Below are 24,533 nucleotides of genomic sequence, written 5' to 3'. Positions count from 1 at the left end.
GGGAGGAACGGAGGGGCGGCTACGGGAGGACCGCGAAGCCGTCCAGTTCGAGCTGGGCCTGTGTGTCCCAGAGGCGGACCACGCCGACCACCGCCATCGCGGGGTACTCGCGCCCCGCGAGCCGGCGCCAGATCCGGCCCAGCTCGGCGGCGTGTTCGCGGTAGGCCGCCACGTCCACCGCGTACACCGTCACCCGCGCCAGGTCCGCCGGGGTGCCGCCGGCCACCGCGAGGGCCGTCAAGAGGTTGGCGAGGGCCCGCTCGAACTGCTCCGGCAGGGTCGCCCCAACGACCTTGCCGGAGCCGTCCAGCGCGGTCTGGCCGGCCAGGAACACCAGCCGGCCCCCGGTGGCGGTGACGGCGTGCGAGAAGCCGGTCGCCGGGGACAGCCCCTCCGGGTTGATCCGCTCCAGGCTCATCCCGCCGACGCCTTCCGGTAGAGCTCCTTCGCGATGAGGGTGCGCTGCACCTCGCTCGCACCCTCGTAGATCCTGGGCGCCCGTACCTCCCGGTACAGGTGCTCCAGCAGGTGGCCGCGGCGCAGCGCGACCGCCCCGTGCAGCTGGACGGCGTGGTCCACGACGTACTGGGCCGTCTCCGTGGCCAGCAGCTTCGCCATGGCCGCCCGCCGGGGGACGTCCGGGGAGCCCCCGTCGTAGGCGCCGGCCGCCGCGTACACCAGCAGCCGGGCGGCCTCGGTGCGGGTGGCCATCTCCGCGACCCGGTGCGCGACGGCCTGGAGGTCCGCCAGCACCCCGCCGAAGGCGGTGCGGCCGGCCGTGTGGGCGAGCGTCGCGTCCAGGGCCGCCCGCGCCATGCCGACCGCGAAGGCGCCCACGCTCGGCCGGAACAGGTTCAGGGTCTCCATCGCCACCCGGAACCCCTGCCCGGGCTCCCCCAGCACATCGGCGCGGCCGACCGGCACCCCGTCGAAGGCGAGCGAGCCGATGGGGTGCGGCGACAGCATGTCGAGGGCCTCGCCGCCCAGCCCCGGCCGGTCCGCCGGGACCAGGAACGCGGTGACCCCCCGCGAACCCGGCGCCTCACCCGTCCGGGCGAAGACGGTGTAGAAATCGGCTTCGGGGGCGTTGGAGATCCAGCACTTCTGCCCGTGCAGCCGCCATCCCGCCCCGTCCGGGACGGCCTCCAGCGCCAGGGCCGCCGCGTCCGAGCCCGCGCCCGGCTCGCTGAGCGCGAACGCCGCCACCAGCCGGCCCTCCCGCACCCCCGGCAGCCACCGCTCGCGCTGCTCCGTGCTGCCCGACCTCAGCACCGGGTGCGCCCCCAGGCCCTGCAGGGCCAGGGCCGTCTCCGCCTCGGTGCAGCCGTAGGCGAGCGATTCCCGCAGCAGGCACAGCTCCAGCGCGCCGGAGTCGAACACCTTGTCCAGCAGTCCCAGCTCCCCGAGCGCCGCCAGCAGCGGCCGGTTCACCCGGCCGGGCTCACCCTTCTCGGCGAGCTGCCGCAGCCGCCCAGCCGACAGGGCACGCAACTGCCCGCACCATTCCTCTTCGTCCACCCCGAGCGCGAATCCGGCCATCCGAATGCCCCAGTCCTATCGCGTCCTGTTGACTGTCGTCACCATCACGATACGCTCTGGAGGCAGCTCCCCGGGGCCAACGGGGAGAGGCACCGCACGGCCGGCTCCACCCCGTCCGGACGTCGCAAGGGGGCGAACCCGCCTTGGAGCTCAAGCCTTCCACTCATACCGACACCTTCGCGCGCGAACACCTGCCGCCCGCCGACGCCTGGCCGGAGCTCCTCTTCGAGCTGCCCGAACTGGCCTATCCGGATCGGTTGAACTGCGGCGTCGAACTCCTCGACGCCACCGTCGAGCGGTTCGGCCCCGACCGCCCCGCCTTCCGCTCGGGCTCGGGCGAGGTGTGGTCGTACGGGGAGCTGCGCCGGCGCGTCGACTCGCTCGCCCACGCCCTCACCAGCGACCTCGGCGTGGTCCCCGGCAACCGGGTGCTGCTGCGCGGACCCACCGGGCCGTGGCTCGCCGCCTGCTGGCTGGCCGTGATGAAGGCGGGCGGGGTGGCCGTCACCGTGCTGGCCCAGCAGCGGGCCCAGGAGCTGGCGACGGTGTGCTCCATGGCCCGGGTCGGCCACGCCGTCTGTCACGCCGATGTCCTCGACGACCTGGTCAAGGCCGAGGTGCCCGGCCTGCGGATCGCCGCCTACGGCGGGGAGGCCCCCGACGACCTGCTGCGGCTGGCCGAGAGCCACCGGGATCCCTATCCCGCCGTCGAGACCTCCGCCGACGACGTGGCGCTGATCGCCTTCACCTCCGGCACCACCGGCCGCCCCAAGGGCTGCATGCACTTCCACCGCGACCTCCTCGCCATCGCCGACACCTTCTCCCGCCATCTGCTGCGGCCCCGCCCCGACGACGTGTTCGCCGGCAGTCCCCCGCTCGGGTTCACCTTCGGACTCGGCGGACTGGTCGTCTTCCCCCTGCGCGCGGGGGCGTGCGCGCTGCTGCTGGAACAGGCCGCACCCCGCGCCCTGCTCCCCGCGCTCGCCGAGCACCGGGTCACGGTCCTGTTCACCGCTCCCACCGCCTACCGGTCGATGCTGGACACCCTGGGCCCCTACGACACGGGCGCCTACGACCTGTCCACGCTGCGCCGCTGCGTCTCGGCCGGCGAGAACCTGCCCGCCGCCACCTGGCAGGCCTGGTACGAGCGCACCGGACTGCGGATCATCAACGGCATCGGGGCCACCGAACTGCTGCACATCTTCATCTCCGCGGCCGACGAGGACACCCGCCCCGGCGCCACGGGCCGGGTGGTGCCCGGTTGGGAGGCCCGGGTGGTGGACCCCGCGGGCCGGCCCGTGGCGGACGGCGAACCCGGGCTCCTGGCCGTACGCGGGCCCGTCGGCTGCCGCTACCTGGCCGACCCCCGCCAGCGCGAGTACGTCCGCGACGGCTGGAACCTGACCGGTGACACCTACGTCCGCGACGCCGACGGCTATTTCCGCTACGTCGCCCGCGCCGACGACATGATCATCTCGTCCGGCTACAACATCTCGGGCCCGGAGGTGGAGGAGGCCCTGCTGCGCCACCCCGACGTCGTGGAGGCGGCGGTGGTCGGGCTCCCCGACGAGCGCCGGGGCCAGATCGTGGTCGCCCACATCGTCCCGCGCGACGGATCGGTGCTGACCGAGGACGCCCTGCGCACCCACATGCGCTCCGAGCTGGCCCCGCACAAGTGCCCGCGCACCTTCGTCTTCCTGCCCGTGTTGCCCCGGACGGCGACCGGCAAACTTCAGCGCTTCCGGCTGCGCGATCTAGAGTGAACCCGTGGTCGAGCAGCACACTCCGCGATCTCTGATCGTCACGTTCTACGGCGCCTACGGGCGGACCTTCGAGGGGCCCGTCCCGGTGTCCGCGCTGGTCCGCCTGCTGGGCGCGGCCGGCGTCGACGCGCCCTCCGTCCGCTCCTCGGTGTCCCGGCTGAAGCGGCGCGGCTTCCTGGTGCCCGCGAAGAGCGCCGACGGCGCGGCCGCCTACGACCTCTCCGAGGAGGCCCGGCTTCTGCTGGAGGACGGCGACCGGCGGATCTACGGCCCCCCTCAGGTGTCGGAGGAGTGGCTCGTCGCGGTCTTCTCCGTCCCGGAACAGGAGCGGAGCAAACGGCACCTGCTGCGCTCCCGCCTCGCCCGGCTCGGCTTCGGAGCGGTGGCCCCGGGCGTGTGGATCGCCCCGGCCCAGCTGGCCCGAGAGACCGGGCACACGCTGGAGCGGTTGCACCTGACGGCCTACGTCGAGCTCTTCCGCGGCTCCCACCTCGGCTTCGCGCCCACCGCCGAGGCGGTGGCCCGCTGGTGGGACCTGGCGGCGCTGGCCAAACAGCACGAGGAGTTCCTCGATCTGCACGAGCCTGCGCTGCGCGCCCTCCAGTCGGGCCCCGAGCCCACGCCGGAGGCCGCGTACCGCACCTACCTGGCCGCCCTGGACTCCTGGCGGCGGCTGCCCTACGCGGATCCCGGACTGCCCCGCGAGCTGCTCCCCGCGGACTGGCCGGGCGACCGGGCGGCGGCGGTCTTCACCGAGCTCCACACCCGGCTGCGGGACGCGGGCGCCCGCTTCGTGCGGACGTAGCCACCGGCCGCGGCGGGCCTGCGTGGCGGGGCGGCGGTACTGCTTCGCGCACGGGGTCCGGGTCTTCATGGTTCCTCCTCCTGCCGGGCCCGGGTGGGGCCGTCGGGCGGCCTGGCCTCCTGCCGCATTCCCAAGATCCCAGCGGCCCGGCACCGCCGCTTCCCCCACGCGGGGGAGCCCTCTCCCCCACCCGGGGGAGCGCCCGCACCGCTCCCCCGCGCGCTCCGCGAGCACCCCGCGCGCACCCCGGAAATACAGGTGCGCCCGGCCCAGGGCCCCCGGCACGATGGGGCATGACATGGACCTTCAGCAATGATCTGGCGGCCTATCTGAGCGCCGCACGCCCCGCGTTGGCGGCCCGGCCGGTGGTCGACACCGTCCTGCTCACCGTCACCGAATCCCTGGAACGGCGCGGGCCCCGCGCCCACGGCGACGCCGACCCCGTCTTCGGCTGGTGGACCGGCGCCGACGGAACCGTCGCGGGCGCCCTGCTGTGCACGCCGCCGTTCCCGCTGCTGATCGGATCCCTGCCGCCGGAGGCGGTGGAGGCACTCGGCCCGCGGCTCACGGCCGAGCCGCTGCTCGCCGAGGTCCGCGGGATCAACGCCCGCCGGCCGGACGCCTTGGCGCTCGCCGCCGCCTGGGAGACGCCGACCCGGATCGTGGAGGAGCTCCGGCTGTACCGGCTCGGCACCCTGGCGGCCCCGGTCCCCCTCCCCGCCGGAGGGCCCCGCCTCGCGGCCGAGGCGGACCTGCCCCTCCTGCTGGCCTGGACCGAGGAGTTCAAGCGGGAGACGAACGAACCCGGCCTCGCCTCGGAGGCGGCCCTGCGCGAAAGGCTCTCGTACGGCGGCGTCCTGCTCTGGGAGCACGACGGCCGCCCCGTGTCCCTGGCGGCCTTCTCCCGCCCGATCGGCGGCGCCTCCCGCGTCGGCCTCGTCTACACCCCGCCCACCGTCCGGGGCCGCGGCTACGCCGCAGGTGTCACCCACGCCGCGAGCGGAGCCGCCCACGCGGCCGGCGCACGCGAGGTCCTGCTGTTCACCGACCTCGCCAACCCCACCAGCAACGGCATCTACCAGCGCCTCGGCTACACCCCGGTCGAGGACCGCGTCCACCTGGAGGCGCTCTGACCGCCCCTCCCCGCTGCCGCCCCTCCCCGCTGCCGCCGCTACCCCTTCCCGGTCGGCGGCTTGCGGCTGCCGGCCCGGTAGGGGGCGGGCCAGGGCGCGCCCGGTCCCTCGTACCCCTGGTCGGCCGCCGCGTGCAGGGTCCAGTGCGGGTCGTACAGGTGCGGGCGGCCCACGGCGCACAGGTCGGCGCGCCCGGCCAGCAGCAGGGAGTTGACGTCGTCCCAGGAGGAGATGGCGCCGACGGCGATGACGGGGACGCCGAGCGCGTTGCGGATCCGGTCGGCGTAGGGGGTCTGGTAGGAGCGCCCGTACTCCGGGGTCTCGTCGGCCACGACCTGGCCGGTGGACACGTCGACGGCGTCCGCGCCGTGGGCGGCGAAGGCGGCTGCGATCCGCTCCGCGTCGTCCGGCGAGGTGCCGCCGGGTGCCCAGTCGGTCGCCGAGATCCGGACCGTCATCGGGCGGGCCGCCGGCCACACGGCGCGGACCGCGTCGAAGACCTCCAACGGGAAACGCAGCCGGTTCTCCAGGGGGCCGCCGTAGGCGTCGTCGCGGTGGTTGGTGAGCGGCGAAAGGAACCCGGACAGCAGGTAGCCGTGCGCGCAGTGCAGTTCCAGCAGGTCGAAGCCGCATTCCGCGGCGCGCACGGCGGCCGCCGCGAAGTCGGAGCGCAGCGCGGCGAGGTCGGCGGTGTCCAGGGCGCGCGGGACGGCGGACACACCGGGCCGGTAGGGCAGTGCGGAGGCGGCGACGAGCGGCCAGTTGCCCTCGGGCAGCGGCTCGTCCATGCCCTCCCACATGACCTTCGTCGAGCCCTTGCGGCCCGAGTGCCCGAGCTGGACGCCGAGGGCGGTGCCCGGCGCGGAGGTGTGGACGAAGTCGACGATCCGCTTCCAGGCGGCCGCCTGCCCCGAGGTCCACAGGCCGGTGCAGCCGGGGGTGATCCGGCCTTCGGCGCTGACGCACACCATCTCCGTCATGACGAGCCCGGCCCCGCCCAGGGCCCGCTCGCCGAGGTGCACCAGGTGGAAGTCCCCCGGCACCCCGTCCCGCGCCGAGTACATGTCCATGGGCGCGACGACGACCCGGTTGCGCAGGGTCAGCCCCCGCAGGGTGAACGGGGTGAACATCGGCGGGGTTCCCGCCGCCCCCGCCGCACCCGCCGCACCCGCCGCCCCCTCCGCGCCCGCCACGCCCGCCACGCCCACCGGGCAGCCGAACTCCTCTTCCACCCCCCGCGTGAAGCGGGCGTCGCGCAGCCGCAGGTTCTCGTGCGTCACCCGCCGGCTGCGGGTCAGCAGGTTGAAGGCGAACTGCCGGGCGGGCTGGCCGACGTAGCCCTGGATCTCCTCGAACCACCGCATGCTGGCGGCCGCCGCCCGCTGGGTGCTGGCCACGGCGGGCCGCCGCGCGGCCTCGTACGCCGCCAGGGCCCGTGCCACGCCGGCCGGGGGAACCCCCTCCGGGCCCGGGCCCTGGCGGCCCGCTTCCTCCCCGGTGACCGCTGCCAGTGCCTCGGCGAGCGCCAGCGCGTCCTCGACGGCGAGCTTGGTGCCGGAGCCGATGGAGAAGTGGGCCGTGTGCGCGGCGTCCCCGAGCAGGACCACGTTCCCGTGCGACCACCGCGCGTTCTCGACGGTGCGGAAGCGGGTCCACGCGGAGCGGTTGCCCCTCAGCGGCCTGCCGCGGAGGGCCTCGCTGAAGATCTTGGCGCACCGGGAGGCGGACTCCTGCTCGTCGCACAGGTCGAAGCCCGCGGCGCGCCACACCTCCTCCCGCATCTCGACGATCACGGTCGAGGAGTCGGCGGAGTACGGGTAGGCGTGCAGCTGCATCGCCCCGTGCGCGGTCTCCGCGATCTCGAAGCGGAAGGCCTCGAAGGCGAAGTCGGCGGCCAGCCAGATGTAACGGCAGCGCCCTTCGGTGACGGTGGGACGGAAGTGCGCCGCGCCGTTCTCCCGGGTCGCACTGTGCACCCCGTCCGCCGCGACGACCAGCTCGTGCGTCCGGGCCAGCTCTTCCGCGTCCGGGGCCGGGGTGCGGAAGCGGAGGCGGACTCCGAGGCCCGCGCATCGCTCGTGCAGGATCTCCAGCAGCCGGCGCCGGCCGAGCGCGGCGAAGCCGTGGCCGCCGGAGGTGAGCAGCCGGTCCCGGTGGACCACCTCGACGTCGTCCCAGCGCACGAACTCGGCTCCGAGGGCGGCGTGCACGACCGTGTCGGCGCGTTCGATGCCGCCGAGGGTCTCGTCGGAGAGCACGACGCCGAAGCCGAAGGTGTCCTCGGGGGCGCCCCGCTCCCAGACCTCCACGTGGTGCCCCTGCCGTGCCAGCAGCGCGGCGGCGTACAGTCCCCCCGGTCCCCCGCCCACGACGGCGACCCGCATGGCATTACCTGCCCTTCCAGCGCGGCGGCCGCTTCCCGGTGAAGGCCGCGTGGAACTCCGCGTAGTCCTCGCCGTGCATCAGCAGCGCCTGGGTGTTGGCGTCGAGTTCGACCGAAGCGGCCAGCGGCATGTCCAGTTCCGCCGTCAGCAGGGCCTTGGTCTGCGCGTACGCGAGGGCGGGTCCGGCGGCGAGGTGGGCGGCCAGTTCGGCGGCCCGGACGTCGGCCTTGCCCTCGTCGACCAGCTCGCTGAGCAGGCCGATCCGCTCCGCCTCGGGAGCGCGTACGGGTTCTCCGAGCATCAGCAGCCGGGTGGCGTGGCCGAGGCCGACGACCCGGGGCAGCAGGTAGGCGGCGCCCATGTCCCCGCCGGAGAGGCCGACGCGGGTGAAGAGGAAGGCGAACCGGGCGGTGGGGTCCGCGATCCGGAAGTCGGCGGCGAGGGCGAGGACGGCTCCGGCTCCCGCGGCCACGCCGTGCACGGCGGCGATCACCGGGAAGGGGCATTCGCGAACGGCCCGGACCACCTGGCCGGTCATCCGGTTGAAGTCGAGCAGCTGGGCCGTGTCCATGGCGAGGGTGGCACCGATGATCTCGTCCACGTCCCCGCCGGAGCAGAAGCCACGGCCCTCGCCGGCGAGCACGAGGGCGCGTACGGAACGTTCGCGGGACAGTTCGGCGAGCAGGTCGCGCAGGTCGGCGTAGGCGCCGAAGGTGAGCGCGTTCAGCTTCTCGGGGCGGTCGAGGGTCACGGTGGCGACACCGTCCTGCCGGGTCACCCGCAGGTTGCGCCACCGTTCGGTCGATGGGGTGGAACCGGTGAAGGGGCTCACGGAACCGACGGTATCACCGACCCGTGACTATCGTCACGGAAACGCGACATGGGAGGGACCGGAGGCCGGGCCCGGCCGCCAAGGCGTGCCGAAGGTCCCCGGTGCCACCGACCTCGGCCCCTTGCGCTTCGGCCGGGGTGCCCTACGGCACCGGAATTCCACTTCGTATCGTTGAAAGCGGGAGTTCACCCGGGCGCCACCGGAACGACTCCCGCCGCACCGCCCCTCCACGCCCCCTCCACGCCTCCCGCGACGATTCCGGAACGGACGGATCCGCCTTGCCCGACGCCTCCGCCTGGCGGATCGCCCTCCCGCACTCCACCGCGGCCGTGCCCCTCGCGCGCGCCCTGGTCCGTACCGCCCTCACGGACAGCGGCCCCTCGGCCGACCGGGACACCGCGGAGCTGCTGACCGCCGAGCTGGTCGCGAACGCCGTGGAGCACACCTCCGGCGGCGGAGACCCGATCGAGCTGGTCGTGGAGCTGCTCGCGAACGGCTGCCAGGTGGAGGTGCACGACGGCGACCCGCGCCCGCCGGGCGATCTCGCCGCCCGCCCCGACGACACCCCTCCCGACCCCTGGCAGGAGCACGGCCGCGGCCTGCTGCTGATCCGGACCCTCAGCTCCTCCTGCGGCCACCGGCGCACCGCGCGCGGGAAGGCCGTGTGGTTCACCCTGCCGGCCCGCGCCGCGACCGTCTGACGGCGCGGACGGAAGGGGCGGCCGCTACGCCCCGGTGCCGGGGCCGGCGAGCAACGCCACGAGGACGGCCTTGATGGTGTGCAGCCGGTTCTCGGCCTCGTCGAAGACGACCGAGTGCGCCGATTCGAACACCTCGTCCGTGACCTCCAGCGAGTCCAGCCCGTGCCGCTCGTGGACCTCGCGGGCCACCTTGGTGCCCAGGTCGTGGTAGGCGGGCAGGCAGTGCAGGAACTTCACGTCCGGGTTCCCGGTCGCGCGCAGCACGTCCATGGTGACGGCGTACGGGGCCAGGGCCGCGATCCGCTCGTCCCAGACCTCCTTGGGCTCGCCCATCGACACCCAGACGTCCGTGGCCACGAAGTCGGCCTGGGCCACGCCCTCCGCGACCTCCTCGGTGAGGGTGATCCTGGCCCCACTGGCCGCGGCCAGCTCCCGGGCCCGCGCCACGACCGCCTCGGCCGGCCAGTACGCCTTCGGCGCGACGATCCGGACGTCCATGCCCAGCAGCGCACCGGTGACCAGGTAGGAGTTGCCCATGTTGAAGCGGGCGTCGCCGAGGTAGGCGAAGGCGATGCGCTCCAGCGGCTTGTCGCCGTGCTCCGTCATCGTGAGCACGTCGGCGAGCATCTGGGTGGGGTGCCAGTCGTCGGTGAGGCCGTTGAAGACCGGGACGCCCGAGTGCGCGGCGAGCTCCTCGACCGCGTCCTGGCTGTCGCCCCGGTACTCGATCCCGTCGAACATCCGGCCGAGCACCCGAGCCGTGTCCCGGACGGACTCCTTGTGGCCCATCTGGGAGCCGGTGGGGTCGAGGTAGACCGTGTGGGCGCCCTGGTCGGCGGCGGCGACCTCAAAGGCGCAGCGGGTGCGCGTCGAGGTCTTCTCGAAGATCAGCGCGATGTTCTTGCCCTGGAGTCGGCGCTGCTCGGTCCCGGCCTTCTTGGCGGCCTTGAGTTCGGCGGCGAGCTCGACCAGACCGCGGAACTCGGCGGCGGTGAAGTCGAGCTCCTTGAGGAAACTGCGGCCGAAGAGGTCGGTGGCCATGGGGGACACTCCAGGGTGACGCTGACAGGGGATGCTGGAAGTCTATACGATCCTCTGCATTGATATACAGTCCTTCCGGGTCACACGGCGTCCCGCTCCACCGGGCAGCTCATGCACCGCGGCCCGCCCCGGCCCCGCCCCAGCTCGCTCCCCGGGATCTCGATCACCTCGATGCCCTCCTTGCGCAGGTGCGTGTTGGTGGTGACGTTCCGCTCGTACGCGACGACCACCCCCGGTTCCACCGCCAGTACGTTGCAGCCGTCGTCCCACTGTTCGCGCTCCGCCGAGTGAACGTCCTGGGTGGCCGTCAGCACTCTGATCCGCTCCAGCCCGAGGGCCGCCGCGATCGCCCGGTGCATGTGCTCGGCCGGATGGTCGCTCACCCGGAGTTCCCCGGGCCGCTCGCCCGGCCGGATCGTGTACGAGCGCAGCATGCCGAGCCCCGCGTACTGAGTGAACGTATCTGCGTCGACCATCGTCATCACCGTGTCCAGGTGCATGAAGGCCCGCCGCTTCGGCATGTCGAGCGCCACGATGGCCGTCGCCGAGCCGGCCGCGAACAGACCGCGCGCGAGCATCTCCACCGCCTGCGGGGTGGTCCGCTCGCTCATCCCGATCAGCACGGCGCCGTTGCCGATGACCAGGACGTCCCCGCCCTCGATGGTCGAGGGGTAGTCCACCTGCCCCTGCGACCAGAAGTGGAAGGCCCCCGAGCCGGTGAACAGCGGGTGGTGCCGGTAGATCGCCTCGAAGTGCACGGTCTCGCGCTGCCGGGCCGGCCAGCGCATGGCGTTGATCGACACCCCGTCGTAGATCCAGGCGGAGGTGTCCCGCGTGAAGAGGTGGTTGGGCAGCGGGCCCAGGAGGAAACCGTCCGTCTCCAGCGCGTGGAAGCGCACCGACACCGGCTCCGCGTGCCGCTCCAGGAACTCCCGCTTGGTCATGCCGCCGACCAGCGCCTCGGCGAGGTCGCCCGAGGAGAGCCCGTCGAAGACGGAACGCAGGTGATCGGTGGCGAGGGGACCGTACTCCTTCTCGTCGAAGACCCGGTCAAGTACGAGGTGTCTCGCCTCGGGGATGTCGAGGGACTCACGGAGCAGGTCGCCGAAGAGGTGGACGGCGACGCCCCGGTCGCGGAGCACGTCCGCGAAACCGTCGTGTTCCTGGCGGGCCCGGCGCACCCACAGCACGTCGTCGAAGAGCAGTGCGTCCTTGTTGCTCGGTGTGAGCCGCTTCAGCTCCAGGTCGGGCCGGTGGAGGATGACGCGGCGGAGCCGCCCGGTCTCGGAGTCGACATGGAATCCCATGCCGTACACGTACCCAGACCGGGCGGCTTTTTGACCTGCCGTCGGCTGCGCGGACTCAGCGCAGGCCGAGAAGTGCCGTCGGGGCGCCGGTCAGTTCCGGTGCGATCACGCCCAGTTTGGGGGCGGTCAGGTTCGGGATGCCGTCGTTGCCGGCGTCCGGCATCGTCAGGGGCGAGCCGACGACGGCTCCGGGGCTCCGGGTGAGCAGGGTGGTGTCCGGGGACTCCAGCGAGCCCTCCCCGTCGGTCGCGGGGTCGCCCAGCAGATTGGGCACCGGCGAGGTGACCCGGGTGACACCGAGGTCGGTGCCGATCGGCACCACCGGGAGCAGCGGGGTCGGGAGCATGTCGCCCTTGTGGTGGCGGGGTGCCTCGGGGGCTCCGACGACCGGCACCGGGACGGCGGTGGCGATGTGCGGGGTGGGTACGCCCAGCGTGGTCTCCACCGCCTCCAGCGGGACTCCCACGGGAACCGAGTCGGCCACGGCCGGGGTGGCCGCGCCGGCCGCGGCCATACAGGTCATGAGCGCCGCAATGCTTCCGCGCGCGGTCATCTTCATAGGTGACGTTCCGTCCTTCCGGGTTCGCGGACATTCCGCTGCCCTGGATGAACGATCCGGCCGGTGTTTTCCCCGGACTTCTCCGCGAAAGTTCCCCCATACGACCTAATTCCAGGCCGTACGGGGGCCGCCGCTTTACGGCGCGTGCCTCTCGGTCGGGGTCACGGCCGGGGTCACAGGCGGAGTCACAGCCGGGGGTCCACCGGCTCCGATTCGAGGGCGAGCACGGCGAACACCGCCTCGTGGACCCGCCACAGCGGCTCCCCCGCGGCCAGCCGGTCCAGCGCCTCCAGCCCGAGCGCGTACTCGCGCAGGGCGAGCGAGCGCTTGTGCCCGAGGAACCGCGGACGCAGTCGCTCCAGCTGCTCCGGACGCGTGTACTCCGGGCCGTAGACGATCCGCAGGTACTCGCGTCCACGGACCTTCACCCCCGGCTGGACCAGCCGGCCCTTGCCGTCGCGGACGCACGCCGCGAGCGGCTTGACGACCATGCCCTCACCGCCGTCGGCGGTCAGCTCCAGCCACCAGTCGGTGGCGGCCCGCACCGACGCCTCGTCCCCGGTGTCCACGAGGATCCGGCCGGTGCGCCGCAGCAGCGGGGCGCCGGACCGGTCGGCGGCAGCCCGTTCGTCGGCGTCGGCGAGCCGGTCCAGCCACACCAGCTGCTCGTCGTGCGGTACGCCGGCCAGCGAACGGCCGGCCGCCGCGAGCAGCTGGAACGGCGCGAACCGTACGTCGTCCAGCCCGTCGGTGGTCCAGCAGTAACGCCGGTACGCCTCGGTGAAGGCAGCCGCGTCGGTGGCCGGCCGCGCTGGCGCTCCAGCAAGGCGCCGGTGTCCACGCCCCGGGCCGCGGCCGCCTCCAGGGCGGCGAGGGCGTCCGGGAACACGGCGCGGGAGGCCGCGCCGACGGCGGCGTACTGGTTGCGGAGCAGGCCGGTGGACTTCAGGGACCAGGGCAGCAGCTCGCCGTCGAGCAGCAGCCAGTCCGTGGCGAGTTCCTCCCACAGGCCCGCGCCGTCGACCGCCTCGCGCAGGCGGGCGAGGAACGCCTCCGTCACCCCGGGGTCCTGGAAGAAGGGCCGTCCGGTTCGGGTGTAGAGGGAGCCGGTGACCGAGCCGTCGACCCCGAACCGCTCACGGGCCGCGTCGGCGTCGCGGCAGAGCAGGACGGTGGCGCGCGAACCCATGTGCTTCTCCTGGCACACCACGCGCTCGACGCCGTCGGCCCGGTACTGGGCGAAGGCCTCGCGCCCGAGCTGCTCCACGGTCTCCGCGAGGCCGTGGGTCAGCTGGACCTTGGAGCCCTTGAGGTAACGGCCGAGCTTGTTCTCGTGGTTCCCGGGGACGCACAGGGCGTTGCCGGACTTGACCATAGGAGTTTCCGGACCCCCATCCTCGTGCCGGACAGGCAGGATGCGCGGATTCACGCGGCCCTCAATCTTGAACGGCGGCAGCATGGGCATCCCCGCCGGAAGCGTGCCTTCGTCGGGGATGACCTTCATGATCTCGTCCCACACGCCAGCGCGAAGCCAACGGTTGAACCGGGAATGCACGGTCTTCCACAGGATGTCACCGGCGACCTCGACGCCGTGCCACCCGCACCCGGTACGCGCCTTGAACAGGATGCCATCGACCACCGCGCGGCCGTCGATGAGGCGGTGATTCGGCGGCTCCCATGCCTTGACGACGGGTTCCACCTGCGCCCACACCTCGTCGGTCAGTGGTGACGGGACCAACCGCCCCGAGTCGGCGAACCACTTCGTCAGGGTGCAACCCTTGTTGGTCTTCCGCTCGGGCATCGGGCCCGTAACCGTGACCCGCACGTCCAGCAGCGGTCGGGTGGTGCGGTCGGTCTGACACCTGATCGACCTCTTCGAGCCGGGCGCGGAAGGTTTCTCGGTCGTCTTCGTGCAGTCGGGCGAGGTGGCCCGCGACCTTGGTCAACCACGCGTTGTTGCGGCCGGAGTCGTCGGCAGGGAGAGCCAGCAACTCCGCGAGGCTCGCGGTAACCTTGCCGCCGGTCGACGTCGGCGCGTGCGACGGCCGGTGCTCGTCCTCGCGGAGCGCTTCAACCCAGTCGCCTGGAAGCCAGGGCATCTCGTCGGGGGCGGAAATGCGGGTCGCCTCAACGCCCTCGTCGACGTTGCTTCGATCGGCGGCGCAATCGCCTGGTACATCGTCCGGCTCAAGCGCAAGATCGACGCGGGCAGACGCTGACTTCAACGTGGGTTCAGGGCACGCCTGGCCGAGTTGATGACGTGGTGGGCGTCGGCCCCGTACACAGCCGACTCGCGGAGGGTGCGCCAGACCTTCGAGTACAAGGCGATGTTGTCGGCGTCGTCCAACCACAGCTCGGCGTGCCAGTCCTCCGCGACGACCAAGCGGTCATCAAGTCTGATCCACGACCGCCGTCGGGCGCCCCTGGTTTTCGGGGCCGGGAGACGGTGTGCGGACCGGGACGGGATCAGGACGGACGGGTGCGCAGGGCCGCGATGGTGTCCGGTCCGACGCGGCAGCAGCCGCCGACGAGGCGGGCGCCCGCCGCGCGCCAGGCCGCAACGTCCCAGGGGGCGGGGGCGGACGGGGGATGCCAGGTGTGGGTGGCGGCGTCCCATACGGAGCCGTCGTTGGGGTAGGCCACCAGGGGTTTGCCGGTGACGGAGGCGGCCGTCTCCAGGGCGGGGAGCACGTCGGCGGGATCGCAGCAGTTGACGCCGACCGCGATGACCTCGGGGGCGGCGGCCGCGAGGGCGAAGGCCTCGTCGAGGGGCTGGCCGGCCCGGGTGCGGCCGGCCTCGACGGTGTAGGAGAGCCAGGCGCGGGCCCCGGTACCTGCCAGGACGCGCAGCAGGGCCTCGGCCTCGTCGGTGTCGGGGACGGTTTCCAGGGCCAGTACGTCCGCCCCGCCCAGGGCCTCGATCCGGGGGCGGTGGAAGGCGGCCAGCCGGGCCACGCCCAGGCCGTACCGGCCCCGGTACTCGGAGCCGTCGGCGAGGACCGCCCCGTACGGGCCCACGGAGGCGGCCACCCACACGTCGTGGCCGGCGGCCCGCGCGGCCCGGTCGGCCACCAGGACGCCGCGCCGCAGCAGGACAGGGTCGTCCCCGACCTGGTAGCTCGCGGTGATCAGCACCTCGGCGCCGGCCCGGACGTACGCCGTGTGGGCGGCCTCCACCTGGTCCGGGTGCTCGGCGAGCACCCGGCCGGTCCACAGGTCCCCGGACAGGTCGCAGCCCTGGGCGGCGAGCTGGTTGCTGAGCCCGCCGTCCAGGAGGACGTTCCGGCGGTCCAGGGCGTCGGCGAGGGGGTCGGTCGCGCGGGGCATGGCCGGCTGCCTCCTAACCGAGCTGGGAGAGCACCCGGGCGGAGATGAGCTCCAGGTGATCGAGGTCGTCGAGGTCGAGGAGCTGCAGGTAGACGCGGGAGGAGCCGATGGCGGCGTAGGCGCCGATCTTGTCGACGACCTCGGCTGGGGAGCCGGCGAGGCCGTTGGCCTTCAGCTCGTCCACCTCGCGGCCGATGGCGGCGGCCCGGCGGGCCACCTCGGCGTCGTCCTTGCCCACGCACACCACCAGGGCGTTGGAGTAGACGAGGTCGTCGGCCGCACGGCCCGCCTGCTCGGCGGCCTCCCGGACCCGGCCGAACTGCCGACCACTGTCCGCGATCGACGCGAACGGCATGTTGAACTCGTCCGCGTACCGGGCGGCGAGGCGCGGGGGGCGCCGGGCGCCGTGGCCGCCGATCAGGACGGGCACCTTGTCCTGGGCGGGCTTGGGCAGGGCCGGGGAGTTCTCCAGCCGGTAGTGGTCGCCCCGGTAGTCGAAGGTGGTGCCCGGCTCGGTGGCCCACAGGCCGGTGATGACGGCCAGCTGCTCCTCCAGCCGGGCCATCCGCTCCGCGGGGAAGGGGATCCCGTACGCCTTGTGTTCCTCCTCGAACCAGCCCGCGCCCAGGCCGAGTTCGATCCGGCCGCCGGACATCCGGTCGGTGTCGTAGTCGGAGCCCTGCTGCGGCTCGGTGAAAATGCGGAGGTCCATGTCTTCCATCCTGCCCTTCCGGCCCCTGCCGGGTGAATCTGCGTCAACCGGAAGTTCCGCCCTCCACCCGGCCAGTGACCAGCACGGATGGGGCTCGTTGGCTCGGACGGAGCCGGACCGCCCGGCCCGCGCGCCGGCGGCCACTCGCCGGTGCGTCCACCGCTCCCTTCCACTCGGAAGGGCCAGGGCTGAGGAGGCCGCCATGTCCCACGAGGCCGTGCCGCAGACCCGCCAGAAAACGGACAGACCGGGCAGGCAGCACACGACCGGGCACCCCAGGAGTCCGCGGCACCCACCCAGGACGGTGGCGCGCCGAAGGGCCTGCTGCAGCAGATGGAAGAGCTGATGGCCGCGCTGAACGCCGACCTGTCCCAGCTCGACGCCGACCTCCAGCACTCCGTTGACCGCGCGCCCTCCGGCACGCCGGCCTCCCCGGGCGGCCACACGCCGAGCGAGCGCAGCTCCGACCGCTCCCGCTGACCGTGCCCGGGTCCCGTCGCGCACGGCGGGACCCCTCGGCCCCCGGCCTCAGACCACTCCGGAGGCCGACCCCCGTTCCCGTACGGTCATCCGGCGCAGCAGTGCGCGGACCCGGTCGCTCGACTCGTCGGCCGCGTCGATCGACTCTATGCACTGCCAGTACAGGCCCTCGTCGTCCGTCCCGCAGGCCACGCCGACGAGCGCTATCCCCACCTCGCCGAGCAGTGCCTGCAGTCCCAGCAGCGCCTGCCGCGCGTCGGTCACCTCCGTCAGCCGCGCTGCGCGCGGCGGCTGTTCGGGCGCGCTGCCCTCACCGCGCAGCGCCGCCCGGTCGATGACCCCGCAGCCTCTGCCTCCCGCTTCCCCCAGTCCCCGTGCCTCCGCTCTCAGCTCCGGCGGTCCGGTGACCGCCAGCCAGCTCCCTATCCCCTGCGCCAGCGCCTGGGCCTGCCAGGCCTCGCCGACGATGTCCCACGCAGCTCCGCTCTGTGCCAGCGCGTGCCGGCCGGCCGCGATGAGCCGTACCGCATCCATATGCCGTCCCCCGTCCGCACGACATCCCGCCATCCTTCACTACCCAGAGTGAAGGCAAGGAGCCAGTAAAGCCAGGGGTATTCGGAAATCTGTGGACACAAACATGGTTGTGGATGACGCCATCACTCCGAAGAGTGACGATCAGAGGTCGAATTGCCGGTCTCCGGGAAGCGGACCTCGTTCCTCTCGATCTTCGCGGCGAGCGCATCCAGCACATCCACCCCGAGAACCTCGCAGAATTGCAGCAGGTACGCGAGCACATCGGCCACCTCATCGGTCACCCGATGGGCACTTTCGGGCTTCTCCATGATCGCGGCCGACTGTTCCGGTGTCAGCCACTGGAAGATCTCGACCAGTTCGGACGCCTCGACGCTCAGGGCCGCGGCGAGGTTCTTGGGCGTGTGGTACGGGCCCCAGTCCCGGGCGGCCGCGAAGTCGGCCAGCCGTCGCTGGAGCCTGTAGAGCCGTTCGCCGTGCGGGGGCTCGGGCTCGGGGTTCTCGGGGACAGCACTCATGGGATCAGGTCTACCACCGAGACGCCGGGGAGCCCACGCCCGGTTCCCGCGGTCTCCTCACCCACCGCGGCAGCCAGCCGGACGTGGCCGCGCCCGCCGGACAGCAGGGCCAGGCGCAGCAGTTCGGCCCTCTGCCCCCGGTCCAGACCGCGGTCGAGGTCGTCGGCGAGCACGGTGAGCGCCTGCCGGGCGGCCAGCACGTCGGCGACCGGCTCCACCTGGAGCACCCCGGGCCCGGTGAGCAGGACGAGGGCCAGCGCGAGGAAGCGGAGTTCGCCCGTGCCGAGCCGGCCGAGGACGGTCTCCGGCAGGCCGGGGCCCCGGTCCAGCACGGCCGCCACCAGACCGCCACCCGGACCACCCGGACCGCCGACCGGACCGCCGACCGAACCGCCGCCGGGGCCTGCGGTCGCGCCCCGCACGTCCAGCCCGGCGACCGGCCCGGCGCAGCCGGTGCGGGCCGCCGCCGCCAGCAGGGCGTGCCGGGTGGCGCACTCGTGGCGGGTCCGGCGCAGTACGTCGGCCAGGTTCCGGCAGTCGCTCCGCAATCGGCCGTCGCCCTGCGGGACGGGCGCGCGCATCCGCTCGGGCCGGGGGTCGCAGGGGAACACCGAGCGCAGGGCGACCACGACCTGCTCGGCGGCGGCGAGCACCCGGCGCTGCCCGGCGGTGGAGCCGGCCACCCGCAGCGGCAACAGGGCGGTGGCGAGCCGGTCGTCGGGGAGCGGTGCGCGGGTCACGCCGATGGCGCCGCCGGTGAACCAGGCGGCCTGGACGGAGGGGCGGCGCGGGTCGCGCAGGGCGGTGGTGAGCAGGATCTGGCCGTCCTGGGCGAGGCGTTCGCCGACGACCCGCAGCGTGGGTTCGGCCTGGACTGCGAGGTCGAGGCGGACGGGCCCGACCGGGCCGTCGACGGTGCAGCCGACGCGGAAGCCCCGCCGCCCGTCCGGGTCGGGGACGGCCCGTTCGGGCACGTGGGCCACCGGGTCGGGGAACACCTCGTCCAGGGCGGACCCGGAGGCGAGCCGGGACAGGGCCGCGTAGGCGGCCAGGGCCTGGGACTTGCCGCTGCCGCTGGCCCCGGCGAACAGGGTCACGGGGCCGAGCGGGAAGGCCGCCGCCCGGTGCCGGCCGAAGGCGGCCAGCCGCAGTTCGGTGACCGCGGGCCGCCTCGGCCCCGCGATCGCCCCTAAAGAGGCGGAGGGAGGGACGGCGGGGGAAGCGGAAGAAGAAGCGGAACCGGGAGGAGAGGGGCGGGAATCCGCAGAGGTACGGGATTCGGAAGGGAGGTGGGCGGCGGGCCGTGCCGCGTCCAGGGTGGCGTCCATGGCCGGACGGTACGGTCCTGCGGCCCGCCCCCGGGTACGGCGAACCGTTCCACCGCCCCGACCTTCCTACGATCGGGGGACGGCCGCCGCCGCGATCCCCTCGACCTCGGTCCCGACCGGCGCCAGCAGGAAGACGTTCCGGTCGACCCGGTGCATCCCGCTGCCGAGTCCGAAGACGACACCGCTGCTGAAGTCGAGGATCCGCTTGGCCACTTCACCGTCCGCGCCCGTGAGGTCGAGCAGCACCGGGATCTGCGCGATCAGGTACTCCGCCACCTCCCGGGCGTCGGCGAAGATCTGGACCCGGATCACCACGAAGCGCCGCTGTTCCGCCGCGGACGCCCCGGGCGCCGTGGGGATCGTGCGGTGGTCCACCCGGGAGGGCCATTCGTTGCGACTGCGCAGGGGTACCACCTGCGCGAGTCCCTCCCACTGTTCGTCAGTGACGTCGTACCTGCTCACCGGGCCGCCTCGGCCGTGCGCTTCATGTGCATCCCCCCATCCTCTCGCGTTTCACCCGTTCAGCCCAACACCGACACGAAGGACGTAGGGTCGCCGCCATGACCAATGGCGACGAGGTCCGCACGGTACGCGACATCACAGGCGGCGGCCCCGTCCGGCGCGCCGCGCCGGGTACCGGTGGCCTGATTCCGTCCCCCGGGGGCCGGCAGCGGGCGGACGCGGTCCGCAACCGGGCCCAGATCCTGGGCGCCGCCGAGCAGTTGTTCACCGAACGGGACCCCCGGACGGTGACGATGGACCAGATCGCCAAGGCCGCCGGGGTCGGCCGGGCCACCCTGTACCGCCGGTTCCCCGACCCGCCGTCCGTCGCCGCCGCCCTCCTCGACGAACACGAGCGCATCCTGCAGGGCCGCCTGGCCTTCGGCCCGCCGCCGCTCGGACCCGGCGCGCCGCCCGCGGAGCGGCTCGCGGCCTTCTACGCCGCCGCGCTGGCGCACCTGGAGCGACACCTGCCACTGGCCCTGGGCATCCGCCCGGGGCCCGACCGTTTCGGCCGCGCCACCTACCGGCACTGGCGGGCGCACGTGCGGAGCCTGCTGGTGGACGCCGGCGCGGTCGATCCCGACGCCGACGTGGACGTACTGCTCAGCCCGCTCGCGCCGGAGGTCTACCAGTTCCAGCGGCACTCCCTCGGCCTGCCTCCCGAACGGATCGCCGAGACCCTCGGCCGGCTGGCCCGCGGGGTACTCCCGGAACGACGAATAGGTTAGGTTAGGCATACCTAACTCGCTTGCTCGGATGATGGAGACCTCCGCATGCGCCTGTCCGGTGATCCCGCCACTCCCGCCACGGCCCGGCCCAGCGACGCCGAGCGCGTCCGGTCCGTGCTGACCGCGGCCCACTCCATGACCGTGGTCGTCGACGGCGTCCACCACGAGGTGCGCCACCTCGACGGCTCCGACGTCCTCGGGCGGCTGCACCTGCACCCGGCCGCGCCCGCCGCCGGGGAGTCGGGCCTCCCGCTCCCCGACGAGCGCCCCGCGATCCGGCTGGAGTTCACCGACGTCGCCCCGACCCCGGTGCGCGACCGGGTGCGCGCCCGCGTCACCGTCCTGGGCCGCCTCCTCACCCCCTACTCCGGCGACGGCCACGCCGACGAGGGGGCCGCTCCCGGCGGCAGCACCTGCGTCGAGTACGGCCGGGCGGTCCTGGAGACCGCGGAGGGGACCGCGTACATCGGGCTGGAGGAGCTGGACCTGGCCCGGCCCGACCCGCTCGCCCCGTACGAGGCCGGCATGCTCACGCACCTCCTCGACGACCACCCCGAGCTCGTCACCCTGCTGCTGCGGCTGGTGCGGCCCGCGCCTTCGGCCGCCGTGGTCCGCGCGCTGCCGCTCGCCCTGGACCGGTACGGGATCACCCTGCGCCTGGAGGAGCGCCGCGGGCACCGCGACGTACGGCTGCCGTTCCCCTCCCCGCTGGACGACGTCGAACAGTCGGGCGCCCAGATCCAGGCCCTGCTCAGCGCGGCCCGGCGGCGTTCGCACCGCAACACCCTGCCGGCCTGAGGGCCGCCGGAGTCCCGCTGGAGCCATTCTGGAGTCCGGGAACCGGGCGCCCGTCTTCCGGAACAGTCTCCGGAACAGGACCGTTGGGTCGTACATGAAGGCAATCACCTACAGCACCTACGGAACCCCGACCGCGTTAGAGCTCGTCGAGGTACCGGAGCCCAAGGTCGGGCCGGGCGAGGTCCTCGTCCGCGTCAAGGCCGCGGGCGTCAACCCCGTCGACTGGAAGCTCGCCGCCGGCTTCCTCGGCCACGTCCTGGAAGTCCGCCACCCCGTCATCCCCGGCTGGGACGTAGCGGGAACCGTCGAGGCCGTCGGCCCCGACACCTACGACTACGCCGTCGGCGACGAGGTCTACGGCTACGTCCGCAAGGAGTGGGTGCAGCTGGGCACCTACGCCGAGCTGGTCGCCGCCCCCGTGCGCACCCTCGCCCCCAAGCCCCGCGGGCTGACCTTCGAACAGGCCGCCGGCCTCCCCCTGGCAGGGCTCACGTCCTACCAGGCCGTCACCCGGGCGGCCGTCACGGCCGGTCAGACCGTCGTCATCCACTCGGCCGCCGGCGGTGTCGGCTCGCTGGGCGTACAGATCGCGGTCCACCTCGGCGCCCGCGTCATCGGCACGGCGAGCGCCCGCAACCACGACTACCTGCGTTCCCTGGGCGCCGAGCCGGTGCTGTACGGGGACGGGGTGGCCGAGCGGGTCCGGGAGCTGGCGCCCGGGGGCGTGGACGCCGGGCTCGACTTCTACGGCGACGGCGGCGTCGAACTCCTGCAGTCGATCGTCCGGCCGGGCGGCCCGGTGATCTCCGTCGCCGACAACGACGCCGACGCCAAGGGCGCCAAGCACATCTGGGCGCGCGCCTCCACGGCCGACCTCACCGCGCTCGCGGAGCTCGCCGACACGGGCACGATCACCGTCAAGGTGGGACACGTCCTGCCGCTCTCCGACGCCGCCGCGGCGTGGGAGCTGAGCGCGACGGGCCAGGCCCGCGGCAAGATCGTCCTCACCGTCTGAGTACGGGGGAACAACGCCCGCGGGGCGGCCCGAGTTCCGCACTCCGGCCGCCCGCGCGCCACCTCCCGGGCCACCCGGGAGGTCCGCTCACCCGGTCGGCCGGGTGTGACGGTTGGCGGGACGCGGCAGGCCGTAGTTCTCCCGGAGCGTGGCACCGGTGTACTCGGTCCGGAAGAGCCCGCGGCGCTGGAGGACCGGCACGACGTGGTCGACGAAGTCGGTGAGACCGGTGGGCAGGACGGGCGCCATGATGTTGAAGCCGTCGGCGGCGCCGTGGGTGAACCACTCCTCCAGCTGGCCGGCGATCTGCTCGGGGGTGCCGGCGTACACGCGGTGACCGCGCCCGGCTCCGAGGCGGGCGATCAGCTCGCGCAGGGTGAGCCCGTCCCGCCGGGCCAGTTCGGCGACGAGCGTGAAGCGGCTCTTGTTGCCGTTGATGTCCCGCTCCTCGGGGAGGGCGGGCAGCGGGCCGTCGAGGTCGGCCCCGGTGAGGTCGACACCGAGCATGCCGGAGAGCTGCGCGAGACCGTACTCGGGCACCTGGAGTTCGGTGAGCTCCCGCTCCAGGGCCTTCGCCTCGGCCTCGGTGGAGCCGATGACGGGGGCGATGCCGGGCAGCACGAGGAGGTCGTCCTCGGCGCGGCCGTAGCGGGCCAGGCGCGACTTGAGGTCCTTGTAGAACGTCTGGCCGTCGGCGAGGGTCTGCTGGGCCGTGAAGACGGCCTCCGCGTACCGGGCGGCGAACTCCTTGCCGTCCTCGGAGGAGCCCGCCTGGACGAGGAGCGGGTAACCCTGGGGCGAGCGGGGGACGTTGAGCGGGCCGGCGACACCGAAGTACTCGCCGCGGTGGGCGGCGGGGTGCAGCTTGTCGGTGTCGGCGTAGACGCCGCCCTCCTTGTCGAGGACGATCGCGTCGTCCTCCCAGCTGTCCCAGAGCTTGGTGGCGACGTCGAGGAACTCGCGGGCGCGGTCGTAGCGGAGGCCGTGCTCCAGGTGTTCGTCGCGGTTGAAGTTGCGGGCCTCGTCGACGGTGCCGGAGGTGACGATGTTCCAGCCGGCGCGGCCGTTGCTGATGTGGTCGAGGGAGGCGAACTTCCGGGCGGTGTGGAAGGGCTCGTTGAAGGTGGTGGAGACGGTCGCGATGAGCCCGACGTGCTCGGTCACGGCGGCGATCGCTGAGAGCAGGGTCAGCGGTTCGAAGCCGCCCAGGGCGTTGTGGCGGGCCTTGCCCCAGAGGGCGAGGCCGTCGGCGAAGAAGATCGAGTCGAGACGGCCGCGTTCGGCGGTGCGGGCCAGTTCCTGGAAGTAGCGCAGGTCGGTGACGCGCTCGGGGCTGGCGTCCGGGTGGCGCCAGGCGGCGTCGTGGTGGCCCGCGTTCATCAGGAAGGCGTTGAGGTGGAGGGTGCGGCGGGGTGCGGGCATGTCTGTTCCCTGTCGGTGGATGCGGAGGGCGCTCCGCGGGTGGCGAGGCCGGGGAGGCGGGGCCGGGGAGGCGGGGCCGGGTGGCGGGGGCGGGGAGGTCAGGCGGCGGGGACGCGCCAGAGGCTGAGGCGGCGTTCGATCGCGACCAGGACCTGGTTGAAGGCGACGCCGATCGCGGAGATCGTCACGATCCCCGCGTACATCTGCGGGATCGCGAAGTTGAACTGCGAGGCGTTGATCAGGTAGCCGAGTCCCGCCTTCGCACCGATCATCTCGGCGGCCACGAGAACGAGGATCGAGACCGCGCCCGCCAGCCGGATGCCGGTGAAGATCACCGGGACGGCGGACGGAAGGATCACCTTCTGGAAGAGCCGGGGCGTGGACAGGTCCATCGAGCGGGCCAGCCGGACCAGGGTGGGGTCGGCGTTGCCGACGGCGCTGATGGTGTTCAGCAGGATCGGCCACACGCAGGCGTAGACGACGATCGACACCTTCGAGGTCTCCCCGATGCCGAGGAGCAGCACGAAGACGGGCAGCAGCGCGAGGGCGGCCGTGTTGCGGAAGAGCTCCAGCAGGGGGCCGAGGAAGGCGGCGACCGGCCGGTACCAGCCGATCAGCAGGCCCAGCGGGACGGCGACCGCCACCGCGATGGCGAAGCCGCCGAAGGAGCGGGTGAGGCTGGCCCGGGTGTGCTCGCCGAGTTGCCCGTCGCCGAGCAGGCCCCACCAGGCGCGGGCCACCTCGCTGGCCGGCGGCAGGAAGGTGGCGTCGACCAGTCCGGCCCGGGGCGCCGTCTCCCACACGGCGAGCAGGAGCAGGACCGCGGCCGAGCGCAGCAGGCCGGCCCGCAGCCACCGGACCACCGCCCCGGCCCGGCGCGGAGCCCGGCTCGGGGCGCGGGCGGGTGCCGGCGAGCGCGGGATCTCGGGGCTCGGTGCGGTGCCGCCGGCGGGGGCAGGTGCCGGTTCGGGAACCGGGGCCGGGGCCGGGGTGGGCGTGCCCGCGGCTGCCGGGGTGGCCTCCACGACGGACGCGGGACCCGAGGCGGGCTCCGCGGCGCCTGCCGGGGCCGAGGTGGCCTCCGCGGCAGGTGCCGCAGGCGAGGC

Annotated in this window: 24 protein-coding genes and 3 pseudogenes; 9 read left to right on the top strand and 18 right to left on the bottom strand. The window is 73.6% G+C overall.

The window, feature by feature from the left end:
- Positions 1 to 19 precede the first annotated feature (19 nt).
- Together ACEPPI_RS08380 and ACEPPI_RS08375 are read right to left on the bottom strand one after the other, a co-directional pair.
- A complete protein-coding gene (locus tag ACEPPI_RS08380; protein ID WP_373914579.1) occupies positions 20 to 418 on the bottom strand; it encodes a RidA family protein in 399 nt (132 codons plus the stop codon).
- Positions 415 to 1,539 carry an acyl-CoA dehydrogenase family protein gene (locus ACEPPI_RS08375; RefSeq protein WP_373914578.1) on the bottom strand — a complete coding sequence of 375 codons (1,125 nt, stop codon included), beginning with the start codon at positions 1,537 to 1,539 and terminating at the stop codon, positions 415 to 417. Before ACEPPI_RS08375 ends, ACEPPI_RS08380 begins: the two co-directional genes overlap by 4 nt.
- A gap of 143 nt (positions 1,540 to 1,682) precedes the next feature.
- On the opposite strand from ACEPPI_RS08375, the gene ACEPPI_RS08370 reads away from it, so the two are divergent.
- From ACEPPI_RS08370 to ACEPPI_RS08360, 3 genes are all read left to right on the top strand, one after another.
- The gene (locus tag ACEPPI_RS08370; RefSeq protein ID WP_373914577.1) at positions 1,683 to 3,302 is read left to right on the top strand and encodes an AMP-binding protein; all 1,620 of its coding nucleotides are present in this window, start codon (positions 1,683 to 1,685) and stop codon (positions 3,300 to 3,302) included.
- A 4-nt stretch (positions 3,303 to 3,306) separates the two neighbouring features.
- Positions 3,307 to 4,107 carry a PaaX family transcriptional regulator C-terminal domain-containing protein gene (locus tag ACEPPI_RS08365; RefSeq protein WP_373914576.1) on the top strand — a complete coding sequence of 267 codons (801 nt, stop codon included), beginning with the start codon at positions 3,307 to 3,309 and terminating at the stop codon, positions 4,105 to 4,107.
- A gap of 293 nt (positions 4,108 to 4,400) precedes the next feature.
- Entirely contained in the window at positions 4,401 to 5,240 is an 840-nt protein-coding gene (locus ACEPPI_RS08360) for a GNAT family N-acetyltransferase (protein ID WP_373914575.1), read from the top strand.
- A gap of 38 nt (positions 5,241 to 5,278) precedes the next feature.
- Here ACEPPI_RS08360 and ACEPPI_RS08355 read toward each other — a convergent pair whose 3' ends face one another.
- Together ACEPPI_RS08355 and ACEPPI_RS08350 are read right to left on the bottom strand one after the other, a co-directional pair.
- Entirely contained in the window at positions 5,279 to 7,624 is a 2,346-nt protein-coding gene (locus ACEPPI_RS08355; RefSeq protein ID WP_373914574.1) for a bifunctional salicylyl-CoA 5-hydroxylase/oxidoreductase, read from the bottom strand.
- 4 nt (positions 7,625 to 7,628) lie between these two features.
- Entirely contained in the window at positions 7,629 to 8,456 is an 828-nt protein-coding gene (locus ACEPPI_RS08350) for an enoyl-CoA hydratase family protein (protein ID WP_280914197.1), read from the bottom strand.
- A gap of 278 nt (positions 8,457 to 8,734) precedes the next feature.
- On the opposite strand from ACEPPI_RS08350, the gene ACEPPI_RS08345 reads away from it, so the two are divergent.
- On the top strand, positions 8,735 to 9,157 hold the full coding sequence (locus ACEPPI_RS08345; protein ID WP_373914573.1) for an ATP-binding protein: 423 nt from the start codon (positions 8,735 to 8,737) through the stop codon (positions 9,155 to 9,157).
- Positions 9,158 to 9,181: 24 nt separating this feature from the next.
- Here ACEPPI_RS08345 and argF read toward each other — a convergent pair whose 3' ends face one another.
- From argF to ACEPPI_RS08320, 5 genes and pseudogenes are all read right to left on the bottom strand, one after another.
- Entirely contained in the window at positions 9,182 to 10,198 is a 1,017-nt protein-coding gene (argF, locus tag ACEPPI_RS08340) for an ornithine carbamoyltransferase (protein WP_373914572.1), read from the bottom strand.
- An 80-nt stretch (positions 10,199 to 10,278) separates the two neighbouring features.
- A complete protein-coding gene (locus ACEPPI_RS08335) occupies positions 10,279 to 11,505 on the bottom strand; it encodes an arginine deiminase (RefSeq protein ID WP_373914571.1) in 1,227 nt (408 codons plus the stop codon).
- A gap of 55 nt (positions 11,506 to 11,560) precedes the next feature.
- Entirely contained in the window at positions 11,561 to 12,028 is a 468-nt protein-coding gene (locus ACEPPI_RS08330; RefSeq protein ID WP_373914570.1) for a hypothetical protein, read from the bottom strand.
- 221 nt (positions 12,029 to 12,249) lie between these two features.
- Positions 12,250 to 13,313: pseudogene (locus tag ACEPPI_RS08325) on the bottom strand (polynucleotide kinase-phosphatase); the annotation flags it as partial.
- A 312-nt stretch (positions 13,314 to 13,625) separates the two neighbouring features.
- Positions 13,626 to 13,865, bottom strand: a pseudogene (locus tag ACEPPI_RS08320) (transposase); the annotation flags it as partial.
- 109 nt (positions 13,866 to 13,974) lie between these two features.
- Between ACEPPI_RS08320 and ACEPPI_RS08315 the strand changes: the two are divergent.
- Positions 13,975 to 14,283 carry a hypothetical protein gene (locus ACEPPI_RS08315; RefSeq protein ID WP_373914569.1) on the top strand — a complete coding sequence of 103 codons (309 nt, stop codon included), beginning with the start codon at positions 13,975 to 13,977 and terminating at the stop codon, positions 14,281 to 14,283.
- 2 nt (positions 14,284 to 14,285) lie between these two features.
- Here ACEPPI_RS08315 and ACEPPI_RS08310 read toward each other — a convergent pair.
- From ACEPPI_RS08310 to ACEPPI_RS08300, 3 genes and pseudogenes are all read right to left on the bottom strand, one after another.
- Positions 14,286 to 14,459 (bottom strand): annotated as a pseudogene (locus tag ACEPPI_RS08310) (transcriptional regulator); the annotation flags it as partial.
- Positions 14,460 to 14,530: 71 nt separating this feature from the next.
- Positions 14,531 to 15,391: a homocysteine S-methyltransferase gene (mmuM, locus tag ACEPPI_RS08305; RefSeq protein WP_373914568.1), complete on the bottom strand. Its 861-nt coding sequence runs from the start codon at positions 15,389 to 15,391 to the stop codon at positions 14,531 to 14,533.
- Between the two features lie 13 nt (positions 15,392 to 15,404).
- A complete protein-coding gene (locus tag ACEPPI_RS08300) occupies positions 15,405 to 16,112 on the bottom strand; it encodes an LLM class flavin-dependent oxidoreductase (protein WP_373914567.1) in 708 nt (235 codons plus the stop codon).
- A 324-nt stretch (positions 16,113 to 16,436) separates the two neighbouring features.
- On the opposite strand from ACEPPI_RS08300, the gene ACEPPI_RS08295 reads away from it, so the two are divergent.
- On the top strand, positions 16,437 to 16,583 hold the full coding sequence (locus ACEPPI_RS08295; protein WP_373914566.1) for a hypothetical protein: 147 nt from the start codon (positions 16,437 to 16,439) through the stop codon (positions 16,581 to 16,583).
- 48 nt (positions 16,584 to 16,631) lie between these two features.
- On the opposite strand, the gene ACEPPI_RS08290 is transcribed toward ACEPPI_RS08295, so the two are convergent.
- From ACEPPI_RS08290 to ACEPPI_RS08275, 4 genes are all read right to left on the bottom strand, one after another.
- Positions 16,632 to 17,117: a DUF6099 family protein gene (locus ACEPPI_RS08290; protein ID WP_030238259.1), complete on the bottom strand. Its 486-nt coding sequence runs from the start codon at positions 17,115 to 17,117 to the stop codon at positions 16,632 to 16,634.
- Between the two features lie 122 nt (positions 17,118 to 17,239).
- The gene (locus ACEPPI_RS08285) at positions 17,240 to 17,632 is read right to left on the bottom strand and encodes a nucleotide pyrophosphohydrolase (RefSeq protein ID WP_373914565.1); all 393 of its coding nucleotides are present in this window, start codon (positions 17,630 to 17,632) and stop codon (positions 17,240 to 17,242) included.
- Positions 17,629 to 18,960, bottom strand: coding sequence for an ATP-binding protein (locus ACEPPI_RS08280; RefSeq protein ID WP_373914564.1), 1,332 nt, complete (start codon positions 18,958 to 18,960; stop codon positions 17,629 to 17,631). Before ACEPPI_RS08280 ends, ACEPPI_RS08285 begins: the two co-directional genes overlap by 4 nt.
- A 66-nt stretch (positions 18,961 to 19,026) precedes the next feature.
- A complete protein-coding gene (locus tag ACEPPI_RS08275; protein WP_048477630.1) occupies positions 19,027 to 19,422 on the bottom strand; it encodes a cell division protein SepF in 396 nt (131 codons plus the stop codon).
- 98 nt (positions 19,423 to 19,520) lie between these two features.
- On the opposite strand from ACEPPI_RS08275, the gene ACEPPI_RS08270 reads away from it, so the two are divergent.
- From ACEPPI_RS08270 to ACEPPI_RS08260, 3 genes are all read left to right on the top strand, one after another.
- On the top strand, positions 19,521 to 20,192 hold the full coding sequence (locus ACEPPI_RS08270; protein WP_373914563.1) for a TetR/AcrR family transcriptional regulator: 672 nt from the start codon (positions 19,521 to 19,523) through the stop codon (positions 20,190 to 20,192).
- 45 nt (positions 20,193 to 20,237) lie between these two features.
- Positions 20,238 to 20,990: a DUF2470 domain-containing protein gene (locus tag ACEPPI_RS08265; protein ID WP_373914562.1), complete on the top strand. Its 753-nt coding sequence runs from the start codon at positions 20,238 to 20,240 to the stop codon at positions 20,988 to 20,990.
- Between the two features lie 94 nt (positions 20,991 to 21,084).
- Positions 21,085 to 22,005 (top strand): NADP-dependent oxidoreductase, encoded by a 921-nt coding sequence (locus ACEPPI_RS08260; protein ID WP_373914561.1) that lies wholly within the window; start codon positions 21,085 to 21,087, stop codon positions 22,003 to 22,005.
- Positions 22,006 to 22,092: 87 nt separating this feature from the next.
- On the opposite strand, the gene ACEPPI_RS08255 is transcribed toward ACEPPI_RS08260, so the two are convergent.
- Both ACEPPI_RS08255 and ACEPPI_RS08250 read right to left on the bottom strand, forming a co-directional pair.
- Complete coding sequence (locus ACEPPI_RS08255) at positions 22,093 to 23,427, bottom strand: LLM class flavin-dependent oxidoreductase (protein WP_373914560.1); 1,335 nt, start codon at positions 23,425 to 23,427, stop codon at positions 22,093 to 22,095.
- Between the two features lie 98 nt (positions 23,428 to 23,525).
- A complete protein-coding gene (locus ACEPPI_RS08250) occupies positions 23,526 to 24,350 on the bottom strand; it encodes an ABC transporter permease (RefSeq protein ID WP_373914633.1) in 825 nt (274 codons plus the stop codon).
- Between the last annotated feature and the right edge of the window lie 183 nt (positions 24,351 to 24,533).

Source organism: Streptomyces sp. AB3(2024) (assembly GCF_041862025.1).
Taxonomy (GTDB): Bacteria; Actinomycetota; Actinomycetes; order Streptomycetales; family Streptomycetaceae; genus Streptomyces.
Note: the sequence above shows the minus strand (reverse complement) of the source record. Positions and strands in the feature narration are given on the sequence as shown.

What these genes read in the sequence shown, in the direction of transcription:
- ACEPPI_RS08355 (WP_373914574.1), bottom strand. Translation starts at nt 7,624, where the DNA reads ATGCGGGTCGCCGTCGTGGGCGGGGGACCGGGGGGACTGTACGCCGCC.
- ACEPPI_RS08375 (WP_373914578.1), bottom strand. Translation starts at nt 1,539, where the DNA reads ATGGCCGGATTCGCGCTCGGGGTGGACGAAGAGGAATGGTGCGGGCAG.
- ACEPPI_RS08255 (WP_373914560.1), bottom strand. Translation starts at nt 23,427, where the DNA reads ATGCCCGCACCCCGCCGCACCCTCCACCTCAACGCCTTCCTGATGAAC.
- ACEPPI_RS08295 (WP_373914566.1), top strand. Translation starts at nt 16,437, where the DNA reads ATGGAAGAGCTGATGGCCGCGCTGAACGCCGACCTGTCCCAGCTCGAC.
- ACEPPI_RS08280 (WP_373914564.1), bottom strand. Translation starts at nt 18,960, where the DNA reads ATGGACGCCACCCTGGACGCGGCACGGCCCGCCGCCCACCTCCCTTCC.
- ACEPPI_RS08260 (WP_373914561.1), top strand. Translation starts at nt 21,085, where the DNA reads ATGAAGGCAATCACCTACAGCACCTACGGAACCCCGACCGCGTTAGAG.
- ACEPPI_RS08265 (WP_373914562.1), top strand. Translation starts at nt 20,238, where the DNA reads ATGCGCCTGTCCGGTGATCCCGCCACTCCCGCCACGGCCCGGCCCAGC.
- ACEPPI_RS08330 (WP_373914570.1), bottom strand. Translation starts at nt 12,028, where the DNA reads ATGACCTGTATGGCCGCGGCCGGCGCGGCCACCCCGGCCGTGGCCGAC.
- ACEPPI_RS08300 (WP_373914567.1), bottom strand. Translation starts at nt 16,112, where the DNA reads ATGGAAGACATGGACCTCCGCATTTTCACCGAGCCGCAGCAGGGCTCC.
- argF (WP_373914572.1), bottom strand. Translation starts at nt 10,198, where the DNA reads ATGGCCACCGACCTCTTCGGCCGCAGTTTCCTCAAGGAGCTCGACTTC.
- ACEPPI_RS08285 (WP_373914565.1), bottom strand. Translation starts at nt 17,632, where the DNA reads ATGAGTGCTGTCCCCGAGAACCCCGAGCCCGAGCCCCCGCACGGCGAA.
- mmuM (WP_373914568.1), bottom strand. Translation starts at nt 15,391, where the DNA reads ATGCCCCGCGCGACCGACCCCCTCGCCGACGCCCTGGACCGCCGGAAC.
- ACEPPI_RS08270 (WP_373914563.1), top strand. Translation starts at nt 19,521, where the DNA reads ATGACCAATGGCGACGAGGTCCGCACGGTACGCGACATCACAGGCGGC.
- ACEPPI_RS08335 (WP_373914571.1), bottom strand. Translation starts at nt 11,505, where the DNA reads ATGGGATTCCATGTCGACTCCGAGACCGGGCGGCTCCGCCGCGTCATC.
- ACEPPI_RS08360 (WP_373914575.1), top strand. Translation starts at nt 4,401, where the DNA reads ATGACATGGACCTTCAGCAATGATCTGGCGGCCTATCTGAGCGCCGCA.
- ACEPPI_RS08290 (WP_030238259.1), bottom strand. Translation starts at nt 17,117, where the DNA reads ATGGATGCGGTACGGCTCATCGCGGCCGGCCGGCACGCGCTGGCACAG.
- ACEPPI_RS08380 (WP_373914579.1), bottom strand. Translation starts at nt 418, where the DNA reads ATGAGCCTGGAGCGGATCAACCCGGAGGGGCTGTCCCCGGCGACCGGC.